At 62.2% G+C, this 17261-nt stretch carries 21 protein-coding genes; 20 read left to right on the top strand and 1 reads right to left on the bottom strand.

Annotation, left to right across the window (positions count from 1 at the left end; translation table 11 throughout):
• Positions 1–10 precede the first annotated feature (10 nt).
• Positions 11–1174, bottom strand: coding sequence for a tetratricopeptide repeat protein (locus tag ACFPN2_RS26720; RefSeq protein WP_380602333.1), 1164 nt, complete (start codon positions 1172–1174; stop codon positions 11–13).
• 319 nt (positions 1175–1493) lie between these two features.
• Here ACFPN2_RS26720 and ACFPN2_RS26715 point away from each other — a divergent pair, with 319 nt between their 5' ends.
• From ACFPN2_RS26715 to ACFPN2_RS26620, 20 genes are read left to right on the top strand one after another with little or no spacing between them, the layout of a single operon-like run.
• Positions 1494–1964, top strand: coding sequence for a flagellar biosynthetic protein FliQ (locus ACFPN2_RS26715; protein WP_380602331.1), 471 nt, complete (start codon positions 1494–1496; stop codon positions 1962–1964).
• A 10-nt stretch (positions 1965–1974) separates the two neighbouring features.
• The gene (locus ACFPN2_RS26710) at positions 1975–2742 is read left to right on the top strand and encodes a flagellar biosynthetic protein FliR (protein ID WP_380602330.1); all 768 of its coding nucleotides are present in this window, start codon (positions 1975–1977) and stop codon (positions 2740–2742) included.
• Between the two features lie 2 nt (positions 2743–2744).
• A complete protein-coding gene (locus ACFPN2_RS26705; RefSeq protein ID WP_380602329.1) occupies positions 2745–3827 on the top strand; it encodes an EscU/YscU/HrcU family type III secretion system export apparatus switch protein in 1083 nt (360 codons plus the stop codon).
• Positions 3824–5866 carry a flagellar biosynthesis protein FlhA gene (flhA, locus tag ACFPN2_RS26700; protein WP_380602328.1) on the top strand — a complete coding sequence of 681 codons (2043 nt, stop codon included), beginning with the start codon at positions 3824–3826 and terminating at the stop codon, positions 5864–5866. The genes ACFPN2_RS26705 and flhA overlap by 4 nt, the downstream gene beginning before the upstream one ends.
• Positions 5863–6966 carry a flagellar hook-length control protein FliK gene (gene fliK, locus ACFPN2_RS26695; protein ID WP_380602327.1) on the top strand — a complete coding sequence of 368 codons (1104 nt, stop codon included), beginning with the start codon at positions 5863–5865 and terminating at the stop codon, positions 6964–6966. Before flhA ends, fliK begins: the two co-directional genes overlap by 4 nt.
• A gap of 4 nt (positions 6967–6970) precedes the next feature.
• The gene (locus ACFPN2_RS26690; RefSeq protein WP_380602326.1) at positions 6971–7243 is read left to right on the top strand and encodes an EscU/YscU/HrcU family type III secretion system export apparatus switch protein; all 273 of its coding nucleotides are present in this window, start codon (positions 6971–6973) and stop codon (positions 7241–7243) included.
• A complete protein-coding gene (locus ACFPN2_RS26685) occupies positions 7240–7980 on the top strand; it encodes a flagellar hook-basal body protein (RefSeq protein WP_380602324.1) in 741 nt (246 codons plus the stop codon). Before ACFPN2_RS26690 ends, ACFPN2_RS26685 begins: the two co-directional genes overlap by 4 nt.
• Before the next feature lie 28 nt (positions 7981–8008).
• Complete coding sequence (locus ACFPN2_RS26680; RefSeq protein ID WP_380602322.1) at positions 8009–8782, top strand: flagellar hook-basal body protein; 774 nt, start codon at positions 8009–8011, stop codon at positions 8780–8782.
• An 11-nt stretch (positions 8783–8793) separates the two neighbouring features.
• Complete coding sequence (flgA, locus tag ACFPN2_RS26675) at positions 8794–9477, top strand: flagellar basal body P-ring formation chaperone FlgA (protein WP_380602320.1); 684 nt, start codon at positions 8794–8796, stop codon at positions 9475–9477.
• Positions 9464–10054, top strand: coding sequence for a flagellar basal body L-ring protein FlgH (locus ACFPN2_RS26670; protein WP_380602318.1), 591 nt, complete (start codon positions 9464–9466; stop codon positions 10052–10054). Before flgA ends, ACFPN2_RS26670 begins: the two co-directional genes overlap by 14 nt.
• Positions 10054–11184, top strand: a complete 1131-nt coding sequence (locus ACFPN2_RS26665) for a flagellar basal body P-ring protein FlgI (protein WP_380602316.1) — start codon at positions 10054–10056, stop codon at positions 11182–11184. Before ACFPN2_RS26670 ends, ACFPN2_RS26665 begins: the two co-directional genes overlap by 1 nt.
• Positions 11185–11204: 20 nt before the next feature.
• Positions 11205–11561, top strand: a complete 357-nt coding sequence (locus ACFPN2_RS26660) for a flagellar basal body rod protein FlgB (protein ID WP_380602314.1) — start codon at positions 11205–11207, stop codon at positions 11559–11561.
• 2 nt (positions 11562–11563) lie between these two features.
• On the top strand, positions 11564–11995 hold the full coding sequence (gene flgC / locus ACFPN2_RS26655) for a flagellar basal body rod protein FlgC (RefSeq protein ID WP_380602312.1): 432 nt from the start codon (positions 11564–11566) through the stop codon (positions 11993–11995).
• Positions 11992–12288: a flagellar hook-basal body complex protein FliE gene (fliE, locus tag ACFPN2_RS26650; protein WP_380602310.1), complete on the top strand. Its 297-nt coding sequence runs from the start codon at positions 11992–11994 to the stop codon at positions 12286–12288. The genes flgC and fliE overlap by 4 nt, the downstream gene beginning before the upstream one ends.
• A gap of 16 nt (positions 12289–12304) precedes the next feature.
• The gene (gene fliF, locus ACFPN2_RS26645) at positions 12305–13756 is read left to right on the top strand and encodes a flagellar basal-body MS-ring/collar protein FliF (RefSeq protein ID WP_380602308.1); all 1452 of its coding nucleotides are present in this window, start codon (positions 12305–12307) and stop codon (positions 13754–13756) included.
• Positions 13753–14253, top strand: a complete 501-nt coding sequence (locus ACFPN2_RS26640; protein WP_380602307.1) for a hypothetical protein — start codon at positions 13753–13755, stop codon at positions 14251–14253. Before fliF ends, ACFPN2_RS26640 begins: the two co-directional genes overlap by 4 nt.
• Positions 14250–15032, top strand: coding sequence for a FliH/SctL family protein (locus ACFPN2_RS26635; protein ID WP_380602305.1), 783 nt, complete (start codon positions 14250–14252; stop codon positions 15030–15032). The genes ACFPN2_RS26640 and ACFPN2_RS26635 overlap by 4 nt, the downstream gene beginning before the upstream one ends.
• Positions 15029–16354: a FliI/YscN family ATPase gene (locus tag ACFPN2_RS26630; protein ID WP_380602303.1), complete on the top strand. Its 1326-nt coding sequence runs from the start codon at positions 15029–15031 to the stop codon at positions 16352–16354. Before ACFPN2_RS26635 ends, ACFPN2_RS26630 begins: the two co-directional genes overlap by 4 nt.
• A complete protein-coding gene (locus tag ACFPN2_RS26625; RefSeq protein ID WP_380602301.1) occupies positions 16351–16848 on the top strand; it encodes a hypothetical protein in 498 nt (165 codons plus the stop codon). The genes ACFPN2_RS26630 and ACFPN2_RS26625 overlap by 4 nt, the downstream gene beginning before the upstream one ends.
• Positions 16838–17248 (top strand): flagellar hook assembly protein FlgD, encoded by a 411-nt coding sequence (locus ACFPN2_RS26620; RefSeq protein WP_380602299.1) that lies wholly within the window; start codon positions 16838–16840, stop codon positions 17246–17248. Before ACFPN2_RS26625 ends, ACFPN2_RS26620 begins: the two co-directional genes overlap by 11 nt.
• Positions 17249–17261: the final 13 nt, after the last annotated feature.

Below are 17261 nucleotides of genomic sequence, written 5' to 3'. Positions count from 1 at the left end.
GCGCGCGGCCTCACCGTTTCGGCCGCTGCACCAACAACTTCGCCAGCGCGCTATCCCCCTGACCCCGAATCTTCAGCAGCGTCTGCTGCATGATCTGCTGAGCCGACGAGCTCTTTAACGACGGATCTTCGAGCAGCGCCGCGGCGAATTGCATCGAGAAGCTGTCCGGGTCCAGGCGGCGGGCGAGCTCGAGGCGATGTTTTGCCGAATCAACATTGCCTTTCAGGGCGTCCAGGGCCGCGAGCGTGCCGTGAGTTTCAGCGAAATTGCGATCCAATGACAGAGCGTGATTGAGCGATCGTTCCGCCGCTTCGAGATCCTGCTGCATCAACTGCGCCCACCCCAGCATGTGCCAGCCGCCGACGTAGCCGGGCATGGACTGCAAGCCGCGCTCGAAGTGAGATGCCGCTTGCCGTAAATCCTGTTGCAACATGGCGAGTGTGCCCAGACCGATCCAGGCGCGGCCGGTTTCCGGTGCGAGCTCCAGCACCGAATTGAACTGACGTTGCGCGCGATCGAGTTGCAGGCGCATGACCGCCAGGGTGCCGTCGGTGATCGCGCCATCGATGGAGCGGGCATCCAAACGTAAGGCCGTTGCCGACCAGCGCGCGGCGGATCCGGCATCGCCCGTGTCAAGAAACATCAACGCATAGGCACCGGCAAGGGCGGCGTCGCTGCCGGCGGCTTGCGGATTGGCATTCGCGATGGCCGCGGCCTCGTCGAGATTGCTGAGATGGTGATTGGCCCGGACCGCCATCAATAACAACGCGGCGCTGCGTTGACCTTGTCGATACTGGTCCATCAGCAAGGGCAGGGCCTGCTCGTACTCGCCGAGGCAATAGTGGCAAACGGCTCGATTCGAGTCGATCGCGGCGCTTTGCTCAGGAGTAACCGGTTGAATTTCGGCCAGCGCGCTCAGTGCTTCCCGGTACTCGCGTCTACCGATCCGGGCGTTGGCTCGATCGAATCTTGCGGAGGCATTGTCCGGATCGCGGCTCAACGCCTGGTCCGCGATCTCGAGTAAGACATCGTACTGCCGAAGCGCCAGAGCCGCGTCGGCACATTGACGATACAGCGAGGCGTTGTCGGGATCACGACGCAACCAGCCCAGGCGCTGCTGGAGTTTTTCGACGGGCGATTCCATGTTGCTCGAGACGGGAGTGCTTGCTTGCATGTGAAGCCGATCCGTGACGCGTCGGCGAAGCATACGCCTGATCGATGGGGACAGGGCAAAAAAAATTTCAGGTGCGCCTAAACCGTCAACGCTAACGCTGGATGTATTGAATACCCGCCACCCGTTGTGCACTCAATCCTTTTGGCCGGAAGTTCTTCGAGGGCGAAGTTTCTTACTCCCGCGTAACGCGTTCGAGCGTCCGGTTTGCGCAAGGTACCTCCACGGGTGACTCGAAAACGGAAGAAATTAATCGAATCCCTTAGTGACCTCTAAGTTTTCGATGAGCGTCGTCATCGCGGTGACCGGTTGAAATAAATCCTTGAGCACGCGCGGAATTTGGAAAAAAGAACGGGCGTGTTTTCAGCGCCGACGCCATCGACGTAATCCGGTGACGCTTGACGGCGACATAACCCGGTGTATTTTTTTCGTCGCATCGCAACTCGAGGCGCTCATGAACGAGCCCGCCTGGCGGGTTGCGAAGTCAACTAAAAAGGGCGGGGATGAGGAGCGGGTCATGGGTGACTTGGGCGCGGATGCCGCGATGACGCTGACATCGGAGATGCTATGGACGGCAGTGCTTCTTGCGGCACCGATCATTGGGGTGGCGACGCTGGTCGGTCTGGCGGTCAGCATTCTCCAAGTCGTTACACAGATTCAGGAATCCTCGTTATCGTTCGTGCCCAAGCTGGCCGCCGCCGTGGCGGTGCTGCTGGTGTTGGGCAGCTGGATGATGGCTACTCTGATGCGATATGCATCGGGGGTTATTAGCAGCATCCCGCATCTGCTGTAAGCGTCCTGTCATGACGCTGAGATTCGACATGGCTTGGCTGATGGCCACGCTGCTGGTGTCGATACGCGTCGCAACCGCGACCGCGCTGACATCGGTGCTCGGCCCGACGCAGATTCCGGCGCCGGCGCGAGTGATATTGGTCATGGCGATCAGTGCGTTGCTGATATCTACCATCGCGCTGCCGACCACAGCGATCGCATCGCTGGCAGCGTTGCTGATGGCGGTTGCCAGCGAAGCCGTCATCGGGCTCGCGTTCGCCTTCGGTTTCATCGCGGCGTATGCCGCCACCCAAATTGCCGGCCGCATTCTCGATACGCAGATCGGCTTCGGCGCAGCGGGCATTCTCAATCCCGCGACTCAGACTGTATCGCCCTTGCTGGCAAATCTGTTCGGCATGCTGGCCATCGCCGTGTTCCTGGCGCTCGATGGGCATCTGTTGCTGTTCAAGGCGCTGTCGTTGTCTTTGCAAGCCATGCCGCCCGGGTCGAGTCTTTCTGCCGAAACGTGGCCGTCCATCGTCGCGCACTCGAGCGTGAGTTTTGTCTTCGCACTGTCACTGGCCGGGCCCATCATGGGTCTGCTGTTGTTATCGGACGTGGCGCTGGCGGCGATCGCTCGCAGCATGCCGCAGCTCAACGTGCTGGTGCTCGGCTTCGCGATCAAGATCATGCTGGGCATGATCGGCCTCGCGCTCGGTATCCGGCTCGCGCACGCCGTGCTCGAGCCAATGTTCGCAACCACGTTCCATTACTGGGACGGCCTGACGCAGGGTCGTTAGCCATGGCGGAACAAGAACAAAATCGCACCGAGCAGGCGACGCCGTTCAAGTTGAACGAGGCCAAGCGCCGGGGTCAGGTCGCGAAGAGCCTGGATCTCAACACGGCGCTGGTCTCGTGTGGAATGTTTGCTTTGCTGGTGTCATCGGGCGATGACTACCTGCAACGTCTGTGCGAATTGAGCGCGAGCTTGTTCGCGGGGTCGGCGACGCTCACGATCACCGGCGACACCTGGCCCACGATGGCCGCGCACATCCTGTTCGAGCTGCTTGGCACGTTGTGGCCGATCGCGGTTGTCGGCATGGTGCTCGCGGTGCTTTCCAACGTAGTGCAGACCGGGCCCATCCTGAGCATGGAACCGCTCAAGCCCAAGTTCGAGCGTCTCAATCCGGTCAACGGCTTCAAACGCGTGTTCAACAAGAAAATGTTGTTCGAAGCGTTCAAGAGCCTGCTCAAGCTGATCTTCTTCGGCTGCGTGTTGTATGGATTCTTCGCCACGCTGTGGTTCAGCCTGGCGGCGACCGGCGGCACGATCCAACAACAGTTGGAGTGGATGCAGACGCACGGCTCCGCGCTGTTGATCCGGCTCGGGCTGGCGATGCTCATCATCGGTCTGCTCGACCTGGCTTACACCCGCTGGTCCTTCGGCAAGCAAATGATGATGAGCCGGCGTGAGCTGAAGGAAGAGATCAAGCGGCGTGAAGGCGACCCGCTCATCAAGGCGAAGTTGCGCGAGCTGCAGCGGGAGAACATGAAGCAGGCTCAATCCATGAGCCGGGTGCCGAAAGCGGACGTGTTGATCACCAACCCCGAGCACCTTGCCATCGCGCTGTGCTATCGGCGCGATGAGATGAATGCTCCGCTCGTGCTGGCGAAAGGCGCTGACAGCTGGGCCGCGGAGATGCGGGCCGTCGCGCGCAAGCATGACATTCCGATCTTTGAGAATCGGAAGCTGGCGCGGCTGCTGTTCCGTCGCTCGCAGGTCGATGCGGCGATTCCGCCGGAGTCCTTCCTGGAAGTCGCGAAGGTCTACGCCGAGTTGAATCGGCGTCGCACCGAGCAGTCGCGAGTGGAGTTGCCGGCATGATGGCGTCGCTGCGCAATCTGTTTGGGGATCAGGCGGAGCTGGCGCTGGTCGGCATGCTGGCCGGCATTCTGCTGGTGCTGTTCACGCCGATTCCGCCGGAGCTGCTGGATTTTCTGTTGCTCACGAATTTTTCGCTGGGCTTGCTGATTCTGTTGCTGACGTTCTTCATGGCGCGGCCGCTGGAGTTCTCCACGTTCCCGTCGCTGCTGCTGGTTGCGACGTTGTTCCGCTTGAGCCTCAATGTCGCCGCGACCCGTCTGATTCTGTCCGAGGCCGATGCGGGCAAAGTGATCGGCGCCGTCGGCAGTTACGTCGTGGGGGGCAACTACGTCATCGGTCTGATCGTGTTCCTGGTGCTGATCATCGTGCAGTTCGTCGTGGTCACCAACGGCGCGCAGCGCGTGGCCGAAGTGGCCGCGCGCTTCACGTTGGACAGCATGCCCGGCAAGCAGATGAGCATCGACGCCGATCTGAACATGGGCCTGATCGATCAGAACGAAGCGCGCGAGCGCCGTAAGCAGATCGAGCGGGAAGCGAATTTCTATGGCGCCATGGACGGTGCCAGCCGTTTTGTCAAAGGCGACGCCATCGCCGGCATTCTGATCATTCTGGTCAACATCATCGGCGGCCTGGTCGTCGGCGTGGCGCAAGGGGGAATGAGCTGGGGCGAGGCGCTGCAGACGTACACGTTGCTCACCGTCGGCGACGGCATCGTGACGCAAGTGCCGGCGCTCATCATCGCGACGGCGACGGGCATCATCGTCACGCGCGCCGCTTCAGATGCGCGTCTTGGTGAGGAAGTGTCGCGTCAGGTCATGGCGTATCCCAAGACCATCGCCATCGTTGCCATCGCACTCATCGCACTGGGCTTCTTGCCGGGCGTGCCGTTGTTCCCAGTCGTCGTGCTGGTGTGCGTGGCCGGCACGCTGTTCTGGTTCGCTCGGAAGAAGCTATCAGTGCCGGAGAAGAAGGCCGATGCTGCGGATCCGGCAACTGCACCGGCCGACGATTTGTATCGCGCGATGCAGGTCGATGCAGTCGAGATCGTCATCGGCACCGCGCTCATGCCAGTGGTCGGTGAGAACGGAGAAGGGCTCGCCGAAAAGCTCTCCAGCATTCGCAAACAGTACGCGATGGATATGGGCGTCGTGATGCCGTTGGTGCGCGTACGCGATGACAAGCGATTGTCCGCCAATCGCTATGAAGTTCGGATCTTCGGCGCTCGCGTTGCCGAGGGCGAAGTGTTTCCCGATCGTTTGCTCGCCATCAATCCGGGCGGCGCCCGCGTGCAGCTCGATGGTGTACAGGCTTTCGATCCTGCCTATGGACTGCCGGCGATATGGATTTCCGAAGAGCGGCGCCAGACAGCGAAGTCGGGCGGCTACACGGTTGTGGACGGCGGCACGGTGTTTCTGACTCACGTCGCTGAAACGCTGCGTCAACAAGCGCACAACCTCATCACCCGCGCCGAGGTCGAACGACTCATTGCGCGCGTCCGAGAACATCAGGCCAGCTTGGTCGACGATCTCATTCCCAAGGTGCTCACGCTCGGCGACGTCCAGCGGGTGGTGCAGAACCTCGTGAAGGAGCGGGTGTCCATTCGAAACATGGACGGCATTCTGGAAGTGCTGTCCGACTGTGGCATCAAGAACCGCGATCCGGACTATCTCACCGAGCAGGTTCGCGAACGACTGGCGCCGACCATCTGCCAGCAGCTTGCCGATCCGAGAGGCGAGATCCACGTGCTTACGTTCGATCCGGCGGTCGAGCAGTCGCTCAACAGCGCGGTGCGCGCGGTGGAGGACAAGACCGCGCTGGTGCTGGAGCCGCGCTTCGCCGAACAAGTGTTGAAGCGCCTTTCGGAAGAAGTCGAGCGCATGTCGAAGAGCAACATGCGACCGGTATTGTTGTGCGCGCCGAATCTGCGCCGTCACGTGCGCCGGTTCACCGAGCGTCTGGTGCCGCAACTCTCGGTGCTGTCTCTGAATGAGATATCGGGCCACATCAGCCTGCGGGCTTTCGGCGTGGTGAAGGTATGAGCATCTCGAACGTCGACTCATATCACTCGTTGCTGTCGCATGAGCCGCGCTCCTCCAGACAGCGGCAGCATCGCGTCGGCGAGGAAGTGCGCCTCAGTGTCCTGCAGCAGCTGGACAATGTGCGCTATCAAGTTGGGTTCTCGGACGGCTGGCGTGTCGTTTACAGCACGGTCGGTTTGCCGGTGGGCGCGACGATTCGTGCCACTGTGACTGCGGTTGGCGAAAGGCTCGAGCTGCAGTACTCGGGCACCGACATCGTTGCTACCGCTATGGCCGAGCACGAAGTGACGAGTGAGGACGCGCTTGCCGATCATGAGCAACGCTTCAACGTCACATTGCCGGAGACCGACCGCGACACGCTGCGAGATGCGATGAAGTCCGTGGACGACGCGGACACGATGCTGATGTCGGGCTTGTTCCTCGGCAAGCTGGCGCAGCCGATGGATGCTCCCAAACTGCAGGCGGTTTATGAGTCGCAGCGTTGGTCCGAGCTCGCAGGCGCGGCGTCCGGTCGCATAGCTACGCTCGGCCAGGACGATCTCGGTCAGCTTGCAAAGGCCATGGATCAGGCCTTACGCGAATCGCCCACGAATGTTTCGGTCGCGACGTTCCATGCTGTCGCGAGCGAAACGCTGGACACCTCCGACGACGACACCGATCAAGAACGCCGGCAGCTTGCCTGGGAACTGCTGAACGATCAGGACGGCGGCAGTGTCGAGTATCGATATGGCGTGCTGCCGTTGATCGTCGCGGATCAGTTGTTCGAGCTCGACCTGGTGTACTTCCGCGACCGGCAATCCAGCGCAGAGCAGACCGGAAAGTCCAAGCGCATGGTGATGACCTTGAATGCTCCGGCGCTCGGACGCGTCGAAGTCGTCGCGCAGGCTATCGGCGAACGGGTGGCTGTCACGATCAAATCGGATTCCGAGTCGTCGAAGCAGATTCTGGCGGCCGAGCGCGATCGAGTGCGCGAGTTGCTGGAGCGGCTGGGCTGGGGCGTGGATGCTGTGCGCTACGAAACAGGCGACATCGAGAAGCGAGCCGCGGCGCAGGTGGTCGAGCATGTGTTGAGCGGCGACTCGCTGAGCCGGTGGATCTGAAGTCATGACCAACCAAGTCGTCGGTGTGAGTTTCGATCCAGAAGGCAACACGGTGCCGACCGTTGTGCTGAAAGCCGCAGGTGCAGATTCGGCGGAGATCATGCGAGCGGCGGATCGCGCCGAAGTGCCGATCATCCAAAACCCCGCGCTGGTGCAAGCGCTGTATCGCGTGCCGATGGACGCGCCGATCGGGCGGGAGTTGTTTCCAGTGATGGCGGCGCTGATTGCTCACGTTTTGAATGTCGACAGTTCACAGAGGGAAGGAGAGGCGCGGTGAGCGGAACGATGACCTTGATCGAAGCGACGATGCGGGCGGACGCCGAAGCGGTGCGAGTCATCGGCCACAACATCGCGAATGCTCAAGTCGCCGGCTATCGGCGGCAGATTCCGGTGAGCGGGGTCTCGTCAACGTTCGCGGCGGCGACCGATGAAGCGACTTTGCAAATGCAAGCCGCGGACATGATGGCGCCGACTATGCACGTCGAAACAGACCTGCGCGCCGGTTCGCTGAAATCGACGGGGCGCGCACTCGATGTGGCGTTGGAAGGCACGGGCTTCTTCGTTCTACAAGGCGCCGCGGGCTCACTGCTGACTCGGCGCGGCGATTTTCAGGTGTCCGCCGAAGGCACGCTGATCGCGGCAACCGGTGAGCCGATCCTGGGAGAGCAAGGGCCCATCGACATCGGGGTCGGCGAGCCGGTCATCGATGCCGACGGCACGATTCGCGTGAACGGCGAAATCATCGATCGTCTGCGCGTCGTGCAGGTCACGAATGAAGAAGGTTTGCAGTATCTCGGCAACGGCGTGTTCTCCGCCAGCGACGAAGCCGGCGTGGTCACTCAGGAGCAGGCATTGCTGAGACAGGGCTTCCAGGAGGCCTCGAACATTTCTCCGGTGGGCGAGATGGTGCAGATGATGGAAGCCATGCGCCGCTTCGAGAGCGCGCAGCGTTTTGCGCGTGGCTACGACCAGTTGATGGAAAAAGCGATCAGCGAGCTCGGCAAGGTGGGCTGAGCAAACCCCAAGGCGACGAGGACTTACCATGTTCGATGCTTTGTATGTAGGCGCGGCCGGCATGAGAGGCGAGCAGTTGCAGATCGATTCGATCGCGCACAACCTGGCCAATCTCAATACCATCGGCTTTCGACGCGGTGTCACGACGTTCTCCGAAGTCAGCGCTGCGCTGGCAACTACGGCAGCGAACGGTGTGCTCGGCGACGGCTCCGAAGTGTTTCGCGGTGCCGGCGTGACCACCGGCACAACTCTGTCGTCTCGCGCGGGCGAGCTTCGCCAGACTGGCGAATCGCTGGATGTCGCGATCGACGGCTTGGGTTTTATCGAAGTCATTCGCTCGGACGGCACGCCCGCGTATTCCCGCGCCGGCCGTCTGCGCGTCAACGACAACGGCGAGCTGGCCACCGCCGATGGCTCGCCGCTCGCGGCGGGCATTCAAATTCCCAACGACGTGCACGAGATCGTCATCAAGGAGGATGGACGCGTGATGACCACGAACGATCAAGGCGAATCGGTGGAGCTCGGCCAGATCGAGCTGGTGACCTTCCCCAACCCGACGGCACTCCGTCCCGCCGGCGGCAATCTGTATGTGGCGGACGCAAGCGTCGGCCAACCGGAAACCGCATTGCCCGGGCAATCGGGCATGGGACAGCTGCGACAGGGATTCGTCGAATCGTCCAACGTGCAGATGGCGGATGAGCTGGTGTCGATGATGCTCGCGCAACGCGCCTTCGAGTTGAACTCGCGCGTGGTGCAGGCGGCCGACCAGCTCATGTCCATCACCAACAGCCTGTATCGCTGATTCCAATGTCGATGCGCTGGCTTCTGGCGGGGGCACTCGCGTGGGCGTCGTTTGGCTCGCAAGCCGAAGATTTGCCCGCAGTGGTGTCGCTTGCTCAGAGCGAGCTGCGACAGCGGCTGCAGGATGCATATCCAGAAGTGACATCGTGGGGACTGACTCCGATGTTGAGCGAAAGACAGCTGACGACGCTTGCGACCGACGCCGAGATTCACATCGACTCTGCCAAGCTCGGCCGCAGAAGCGCGTTGCAGGTGTCGTGGCGGAATGGCGAGGAGCGGCGTCGAGAGGCGGTGTGGTTCGACGTGAGCGGGCAGCGTGCGGCGTGGCTCGTGAATGCCGATGTGAAAAGAAATGAATCGATCGCGACCGAAGCTCTGCGTGCGGACGAGTCCGCGGAATGGGAGCCTGGTTGCAGCGCTGTGTCGCCGTCGACGCCAGTGCAAGGAATGCGCGCTCGCAAAGCGTTGCGTGCCGGCGATGTGTTGTGTGCCGAAGATATGGAGCCGAAGCCGCCGGTGTCGCGGGGCGAGCGCGTGCTCGTGCATTCAAGTGCGGGCCTGGTGACCGTCGTGGTCAACGGCATCGCCGAGCAGGATGGAAATGTCGGCGATCGGTTGCAGATTCGTAATCCAGAGAGCGGCGAGTCGTATGTGGCCTCGGTGTCAGCAGAGGGTGAAGTCGTTGTCCGCCAATAAATTCAAACTGGCCTGCCTCATGGTTGGAACGGCGTCGCTTGCGGCCGCGCCGACCCTGGCTCAACAGGCCGAGGCGCCGTTGTTACAACGATCGTTGTTCGCGGATCGCAAGGCGTTTCGCGCTGGTGACATGTTGACGGTGGTCGTGACCGAAGCGGCCAGTGCTTCGGCCAGCGCACGCACCAGCGCCGACAAGCAAGAGAGCGTGTTCGGTCAGATCAATCAGCCCGACGAACGGCCCTGGAACATCGACCTCGCGTTCGGCAACGACTTCGACGGCGGCGGACAGATTCAACGCACCGGAAAATTATTGGCGAAGCTGGCTGTGGTCGTTCAGGGCGTCGACGCGCACGGCAACCTCAGCGTCATCGGCGAACAAGAGATTCGCGTCAACAATGAGGAACAACGGATCGCGTTGAGCGGCACCGTGCGTCCTGAAGATATCGGGCCCGATAACACGATTGCGTCCTGGCGCATCGCCAACGCGCGCATCGATTTCAAGGGGGAAGGCGTGCTGGCGCGCAAACAATCGCCCGGCCTGCTGACCAAGTTGTTCGACCTGTTTGGTTTGAACTGATGAACACAAGATTCTGGCTCAACGTGGTCGGCGTGCTCAGCACCGCATTGCTGGCGGCTACTGCGCAGGCGCAAGGCGCGGTCCGTCTGAAAGACCTGGGACGTTTCTCGGGCGTGCGAGATAACAGCGTCATCGGTTACGGCCTGGTGGTCGGTTTGTCCGGGACGGGCGATTCACGCCGCAGTCTCGCCACCGTGCAATCGGTATCGAACATGTTGCAGGAGTTCGGCTTGCAGGTGCCGGCGGCGGGCATCAACAGTCGCAACGTCGCGGCGGTGTTGGTGACCGCGAAAGTACCGGGTTTCATGAATGTCGGCGATCGGCTCGACGTGAATGTTTCTTCCATCGGCGACGCCAGCAGTCTGGCCGGCGGCACTTTACTTATGACGCCGCTGCGCGGTCCGGACCGGGATGTCTATGCGATGGCGCAAGGTTCCTTGTCCATCGGCGGTTATCGGTTCGAGCAGAACGGCACGGTCCGCCAGAAGAATCATCCGACCTCGGGCAACATTCCCGAGGGCGCGCTGGCCGAGCGGGTGATCGCCCCGCAGCTGCTGACGGCCGACGGGGGCATCGAGCTGGTCCTGAACGACCCCGATTTCACCACCGCCAGCCGGGTGGCCACTCTTATTAATAAGAGTGTGCCCGGGGCCCAGGCCACCCCGGTCACGGCCGGCCGTATCCGGCTGGCTGCCCCGTCCAAGGAGCCGGCCGGGATCGTGGCCATGGTGTCAGCCGTGGAGAACCTGGCGATCGAGCCGGACATCAAGGCGCGCGTGGTGGTCAACGAGCGCACCGGCACCATCGTCTCCGGCGGCAATGTTTATTTGTCCGCGATCACCGTGACCCATGGCGACATCAAGGTCGCCATCGATCAACGTTTCCTCGTCTCGCAGCCCGACGGTTATTTGTATCGGCCCGGCATCGGCGTGCGTACCGCCGTCGTGCCGGAGACGACCATGGACGTGACCGAATCTCAGCTCAAGGCCGTCAACTTGCCGCAAGGCGCGACCATCGAAGATCTGGTCGCGGCGTTGAAGGGTGTGAAGGCGAGCTCGCGCGATGTGATAGCGATTTTGCAGGGAGTGAAGCGCGCCGGCGCGCTGCACGCGGAACTCATCATCCAGTAGCACTCAGGACCAGACCTCACATGTTGTACACGACTCCGACGATGGCGCTGCTGGAGCACGCCATCGATGTCAGTGCGATGCGCCAGTCGGTGCATGCAGCCAACATCGCGAATGCCAACGTCGAGGGCTATTCGCGCCTCGATGTGACCTTCGACGCCGCGTTGGAACAAGCCGGCTTGCAGACCATCAGCACGCCGTCGAGCAGCGGCGCGTTGCCGCTGGAAACCGCATCCGTCGTTTCTACCGGCGACGCGGTGAAGCTGGATGAGGAAATGGCCGCGATGGCCAAGAACGCGTTGCGCTATCAGATGCTGATCAGTGCATTCGAGCGCTCGCTGGGCTCGGTGCGGCTGGCAATCAACGAAGGCAGGAGCTGATCATGGATTTGTTCGGTGTGTTCGATATCAGCTCGGCCGGCATGTCGGTCGAGCAAAGCCGGCTCGCGGTTGCCGCGTCCAACCTTGCTAACGCGCGAACCACGGCGAGCGCGGATGGAACGGCTTATCAGCCGCTGAAAGCGGTGGTGCAGGCGACCAGCTATGCCAACGTCGAAGCGGGGCTCGCGGCGGAGTCGTTGCCGCGACCGGTCGTGCAGGAAGTGGTGCCCACCGATTCGGCGCCACGACTGGTGTACGACCCTGGTCATCCGGATGCGGACGAGCGCGGCTTCGTTTCCATGCCCGCGGTCGATTCGCTCAGCACGATGATGGATCTGATCTCCGTCTCGCGCGGCTACGAAGCGAACCTGCGTGCGTTCGACGTGACGCGCTCGTTGCTCCAGAAAACCCTCGATATGGGGAACTCACGATGAGTATCGAAGCCATCGCGGCGATCGGCTCGCCGTTTTCATTCCAGCCAACCGCGGCACTGGCGCCTCAGCCCACTAGCGAAGTCTTTCAATCGCTGGTCGACGCCGTCGGCAACATCAACGAGCAGATGCGCACCAACGACAAGGCGGTGCAGGCCATGGCGCTGGGCGAAACCGGCAACTTGCATGAAGTGATGATGAACCTGGAGAAGACGCGTCTGACCTTCGAGCTGGCGCTCCAGGTGCGTAACAAGACGCTCGAGGCTTATCAGGAACTGATGCGCATGCAGGTCTGAGCGCGGGAACCAAATCATGAGCAGTCGAATGAGTGCGCTCTGGAACAGCTGGGGGCGCGGTGGGCAGGTTGCTGCCATTGGCGCCGCGGTCATCGTGCTGGGCCTGATCCTTTGGATCGGGTTCCGCGCGATGCATGAAGATTACGGCGTGTTGTTCACCGATCTGACCGAGTCCGACGCCTCGGCCATCGTCAAACAGTTGAAGAAGGACAAGGTGCCTTATCGACTGGCGGACAACGGCACGACGGTGCAAGTGCCAGCGGAACAGGTGCACGACGTGCGCCTGACGGTGATGAGCGGCGATCTGCCGTTGAGCGGCGGCGTCGGTTTCGAGATCTTCGACAAGCAAGGGCTCGGCGCGACCGAGCACTCACAGAAGGTTTCGTATCAACGGGCCCTGCAAGGAGAGCTGGCTCGAACCATCGCTACGATGAATAACGTGCGACAGGTGCGCGTGCATCTGGTGATGCCGGAGTCGACGTTGTTCACTCGGGATCGTCAGCAGGCGAGTGCGGCCGTGGCCATCACGCTCGAGCAGGGGGCGTCGCTGGATCGCCAACAGATTTTAGGGGTGCAGCGTCTGGTGGCGGCGTCCGTGGCTGGCCTCGAAGCCTCGCGCGTCGTGATCACAGACCAGCGCGGCGTCAGTCTCGCAGCGGCCGATAGCGGCGGGGCGGCAGGAGTTGCCGATGCGCGATTGCAGGTCAAACGTGACATCGAAGACTACATGACGCACAAGATCGTGCGCCTGCTGGACAGCGCGTTCGGTCCGGGCCAGGCCATCGTCAGCGTGGATGTGAGTTTGAACTTCGACGCCACCAAGACGACGATCCAGGATCTGTTGCCGGCGGAAGATGCCGATGGCGCGGGCCGGATAGTGCGACGACGTCAGGTCACAGGCTCATCGACGCCGGCACCCATGTGGACCAATGCCACGACTGAAGCAGCTGCTGCGGCGGCACCGCGAACACCAAGCTCTACTACCGAAGTCGAATATGAGTACGGCCGTCGCATTGACGAAGTGATCGCGGCGCCGGGCGCGCTCAGTCGATTGAACGTGGGCGTGATCGTTCCAGGCGAAGTGAGCGACGAGAAGCGCGCCCGGATCTCTGAGCTCGTGCGAGTCGCGGCCGGTATCGATTCGACGCGAGGCGATGCTGTCAGCGTGCAACCGTTGTCTCAGATCGGAGCGGCTGCTACGGCTTCTGACGCCGTACCCGTCGAAGCAAACGACGATGCCGCTGTTTCAGCGCGAGCCGCGGCGCCCGACGACGCGAAGAGAACATCGATCAATACGACGGTGGCGCTAGGTGCGCTGGCCGGGCTCGTGATCGCGCTGCTCGCTGCCGTGTTGTTCATGCACTTTGGCCGTCGGTCGCTGTCCGCGCGCGAGCGTGAGCAGCTGCTCGAGGACCTGCGTCATTCGCTCGGTGGCACTCAACCTGTGACAGGAAGGTCGCACTCATGAAGTCGCAATCGGAGTTGCTGGGTCAGTTGCACAGGCTGAATGCGCGCGATCGCGCGTGGATCGTCGAGCATCTGTCCGAACAGGAGCGAGCGCAGCTGATGTCGTCGCTGGCGCAGCCGACACCGGATATCACCGCGATGAAGCTGCACGCGGTCGAGCATCACTCGTCGGCGGACTCTGCGAGAACGCTGGGACGGGTTGAGCCGCGCATTGTGGCGATGATCACCAGGACGGAGCCCGCCTGGCTCAATGCCGTCATCGTCAGCGAGCAGGAGCCGACGTGGAGTGTGGCATTCCTCGAGGCGTTGCCGGCCACACTGCGCGCCGATGTGGAACGAATGCATCCCAAGGAATTCGGTCCGGCGCTGCGCGAGTCGGTGACTCGACTGGTCCTCGCCCGCTGTCAGGGCAATGTTCCGGTCGAGTCCGCGTTCGAGCGACTGGTCGAGCGTCTGAGCTCTTCGCGCTCCCGTAAGCGCATGACGCTGCATCTATGATTCTGCGAGACGTCATCGTCACGGAGCAGGCGCGAATTCTGGGGCGGGTACCTCAGGCCGAGCCGCTGCGTCAGGAGCGATCGTCGGTGGCGGCGCTGCTGGATCCGTTGCCGCCCGTGCTGTCCGACCTGGACGATCGCTCCGACGAGGCGCCGCAGTTTTCGGTGCCGGCACCGCTGACGTTCGAGCAAGTCGCGGCTTGGTTGGCCGTTCAAGACGGCGACACGCGTGAAGCATGCGCATCTTTGTTGGCCGAAGAGCTCACCGCCGTTCACGAGCGAGCACGGCTCACCGGCTACGAAGCAGGTGAGAAGCGCGCGTTGGAAGAAGCTGCGCGAGAAAAGTCTCAGGTGCTGGATGCGTTATCGAATCTCGTGTCCGCCGCGGAGTCCGCGTTCGACCAGGAGAGCGCCGCGCTGGCAGAGGACTGCGCCGATGTCGTCGGCGAAGTTCTGGTGAAGATCGCCGGCTCCACGCTGGCGAGTCGAGAGGCCATCGTCGGGACCGTCATGACCGTGCTACGCCGGATGAAGGACGATCGCGAGGCGACGATCCGAGTGCATGCTGACGATCTGCCGGTGTTGCAGCTCGAAGAGGACAAGCTCTCGAAGCTGTTCGGTCGTAGCAAGTTCACGCTCGTCGCGGATTCGCGCGTCACCGTCGGCGGCTGCATCGTCGAAACATCCGCTGGCAGTCTCGATGGGCGACTCGATGTTCAATTGCGCGAGATGTGCGAGACCTTGCGCTCAGCGAAGGCCGCGGGCAGGGAGTCCGCATGAGCGCCGCTCTGCGCCTCAAGGAAGCGGTGCGTAGCGCCGATTGGGTCAAGCGCACCGGGCGATTGGTTCGATCGGTAGGTCTGGCGCTCGAATCCGAAGGGCCCGATGCGCGCCTCGGCGAGATTTGTGAAATCACTTCCCGCGTGCACGGCAGCCGCACGTTGGCCGAAGTCGTGGGCTTCACGGATCGGCGCGTGTTGTTGATGCCCTATGAAGATCCGATTGGCATCGAGGCCGGTAGTGAAGTCATGGCTACGGGCGAAACGGCGCATGTCATCGCCGGCGAACATTTGCTCGGTCGCGTGCTGGATGGATTCGGCCGGCCTATCGACGGCACTCCGTTGAGCAAGGCGGGCGTGAAATACCCGCTGCATCCGCCGCCGCTCAATCCTCTGGAGCGCGGCAACGTCGGTGACATTCTGGAAACCGGCGTGCGAGCCATCGATTCGTTGCTCACACTGGCGCGCGGCCAGCGTGTGGGAATCTTCTCCGGTAGCGGCGTCGGCAAAAGCACGGTGTTGGGCATGATCGCCCGCGAAGTGCAGGCGGATGTGATGATCATTGCGCTGGTCGGCGAGCGGGGTCGCGAGGTGAAAGCCTTTGTCGAGTCCGGCTTATCGCCCGAAGCACTCAAACGTTGCGTCGTTGTCGCTGCCACGTCGGACCAACCCGCATTGGTACGTCGACGCGCAGCGTTTCTCGCGACGGCCATCGCCGAGTATTTTCGCGACCAGGGTAAGCACGTTTGTTTGACGATGGACTCGGTGACGCGAGTCGCGATGGCGCAGCGTGAGATCGGCCTCGCGAGCGGCGAGCTGCCGACAGCCCGCGCCTATACGCCGTCGGTGTTTGCATTGTTGCCGCGCTTGTTGGAGCGAGGCGGCTCGGCGGCCAACGGCGGCTCGTTGACCGCGCTGTACACCGTGCTCGTCGAAGGCGACGATATGAACGACCCCATCGCCGACACCGTGCGCTCCATTCTCGATGGCCACATTGTTCTTTCGCGAGCGGTGGCGCAACGAGCCAGATTCCCCGCAATCGACATCACGCAGAGCGTGAGTCGATTGTCATCTGCCATCGTGCCGGCAGGCGAAAAAGAGTTGATCGCCGACGCGCTACGACTGATCGCACAGTACGAAAGCTCGCGCGACCTGATCGAAGTCGGCGCATACAAAGGCGGCACGAACGCCAATCTCGACCGCGCCCTGAAAATCGTGCCCGAGATCGAGAAGTTCATGGCGCAGAAGCCCGAAGAGCGCGAGTCGCGCGGCGCGGCCATGCAACGGCTGCGAAAGATCCTGACCACGGAGCGAGCTTCATGAGTCAAGAGAAACGTCGACCGGATCGATTGACTGCTCTGGAGCGATGGCAGACCTCGGAGCTCGAGGACGCCAAGATGAAGATGGCGGAGCTCAATGCGGTGGCCGCGGAGAAGGAAGCTGCCGTCACTCGCATCGAAGGTGATATCGCCAATTTGCATACGATGGCGCGCGAGCAAGCGAAGGACTTGTCGGCGTTGGATGCGGATGCGCTGTTGCGCATGAATGAGTTCCAGGCGCTACAGCAACAGCAATTGCAGAACGCTCGTCGGCATCACGAGCAGGCCGCGCAGCAGGCGGACGACGCGCAGCGCGATGTGCTGCGGCTGTTCGAGAACCTGTCGGTGGTGCAACGTTTGATCGAACGCCGGCAGGAGCTGGCGACTCAGGAAGAACTGCGTCAGGCGCAGAAACGACTCGACGAAGGCGCGCTGACCCGCGCGCCGCACGCTCAACCCGGAAGCAACGGCTCAGAGGATCAAGGTCATGGCAGTTGACGCAATCGGCAGTCTCAGCAGCTCCAGCAGCGACGCGCCCAGCGCGGCGCAGCTCAGTCAGGACGATTTCATGCGCATTCTGCTGGCGCAGCTGCAATTCCAGGATCCGCTCAAGCCCATGGACAACCAGGAGTTCGTGGCGCAGCTGGCGCAGTTCAGCGGCCTCGAGATCAACCGGCAGCAGAGCGAGAAGGTCGATCAGCTGCTGGCCATGCAATCGGTGGATCAGTCGGTGGGCATCATCGGCAAGAACATCGAAGTGCAAACCTCGAGCGGCAGCTCGACCGTGGGCAGTGTCACCGCGGTGTCGTTCCGTACCGGCGAGCCCCGGCTCACGGTGAACGCCAGCGGCACCACGATCACCGACGTGAAGCTGTCGGACGTCATGTTGGTTCGCTAATCAGGAGCACGCC

It is taken from the genome of Steroidobacter flavus, assembly GCF_042651805.1.
GTDB lineage: Bacteria > Pseudomonadota > Gammaproteobacteria > Steroidobacterales > Steroidobacteraceae > Steroidobacter > Steroidobacter flavus.
Note: the sequence above shows the minus strand (reverse complement) of the source record. Positions and strands in the feature narration are given on the sequence as shown.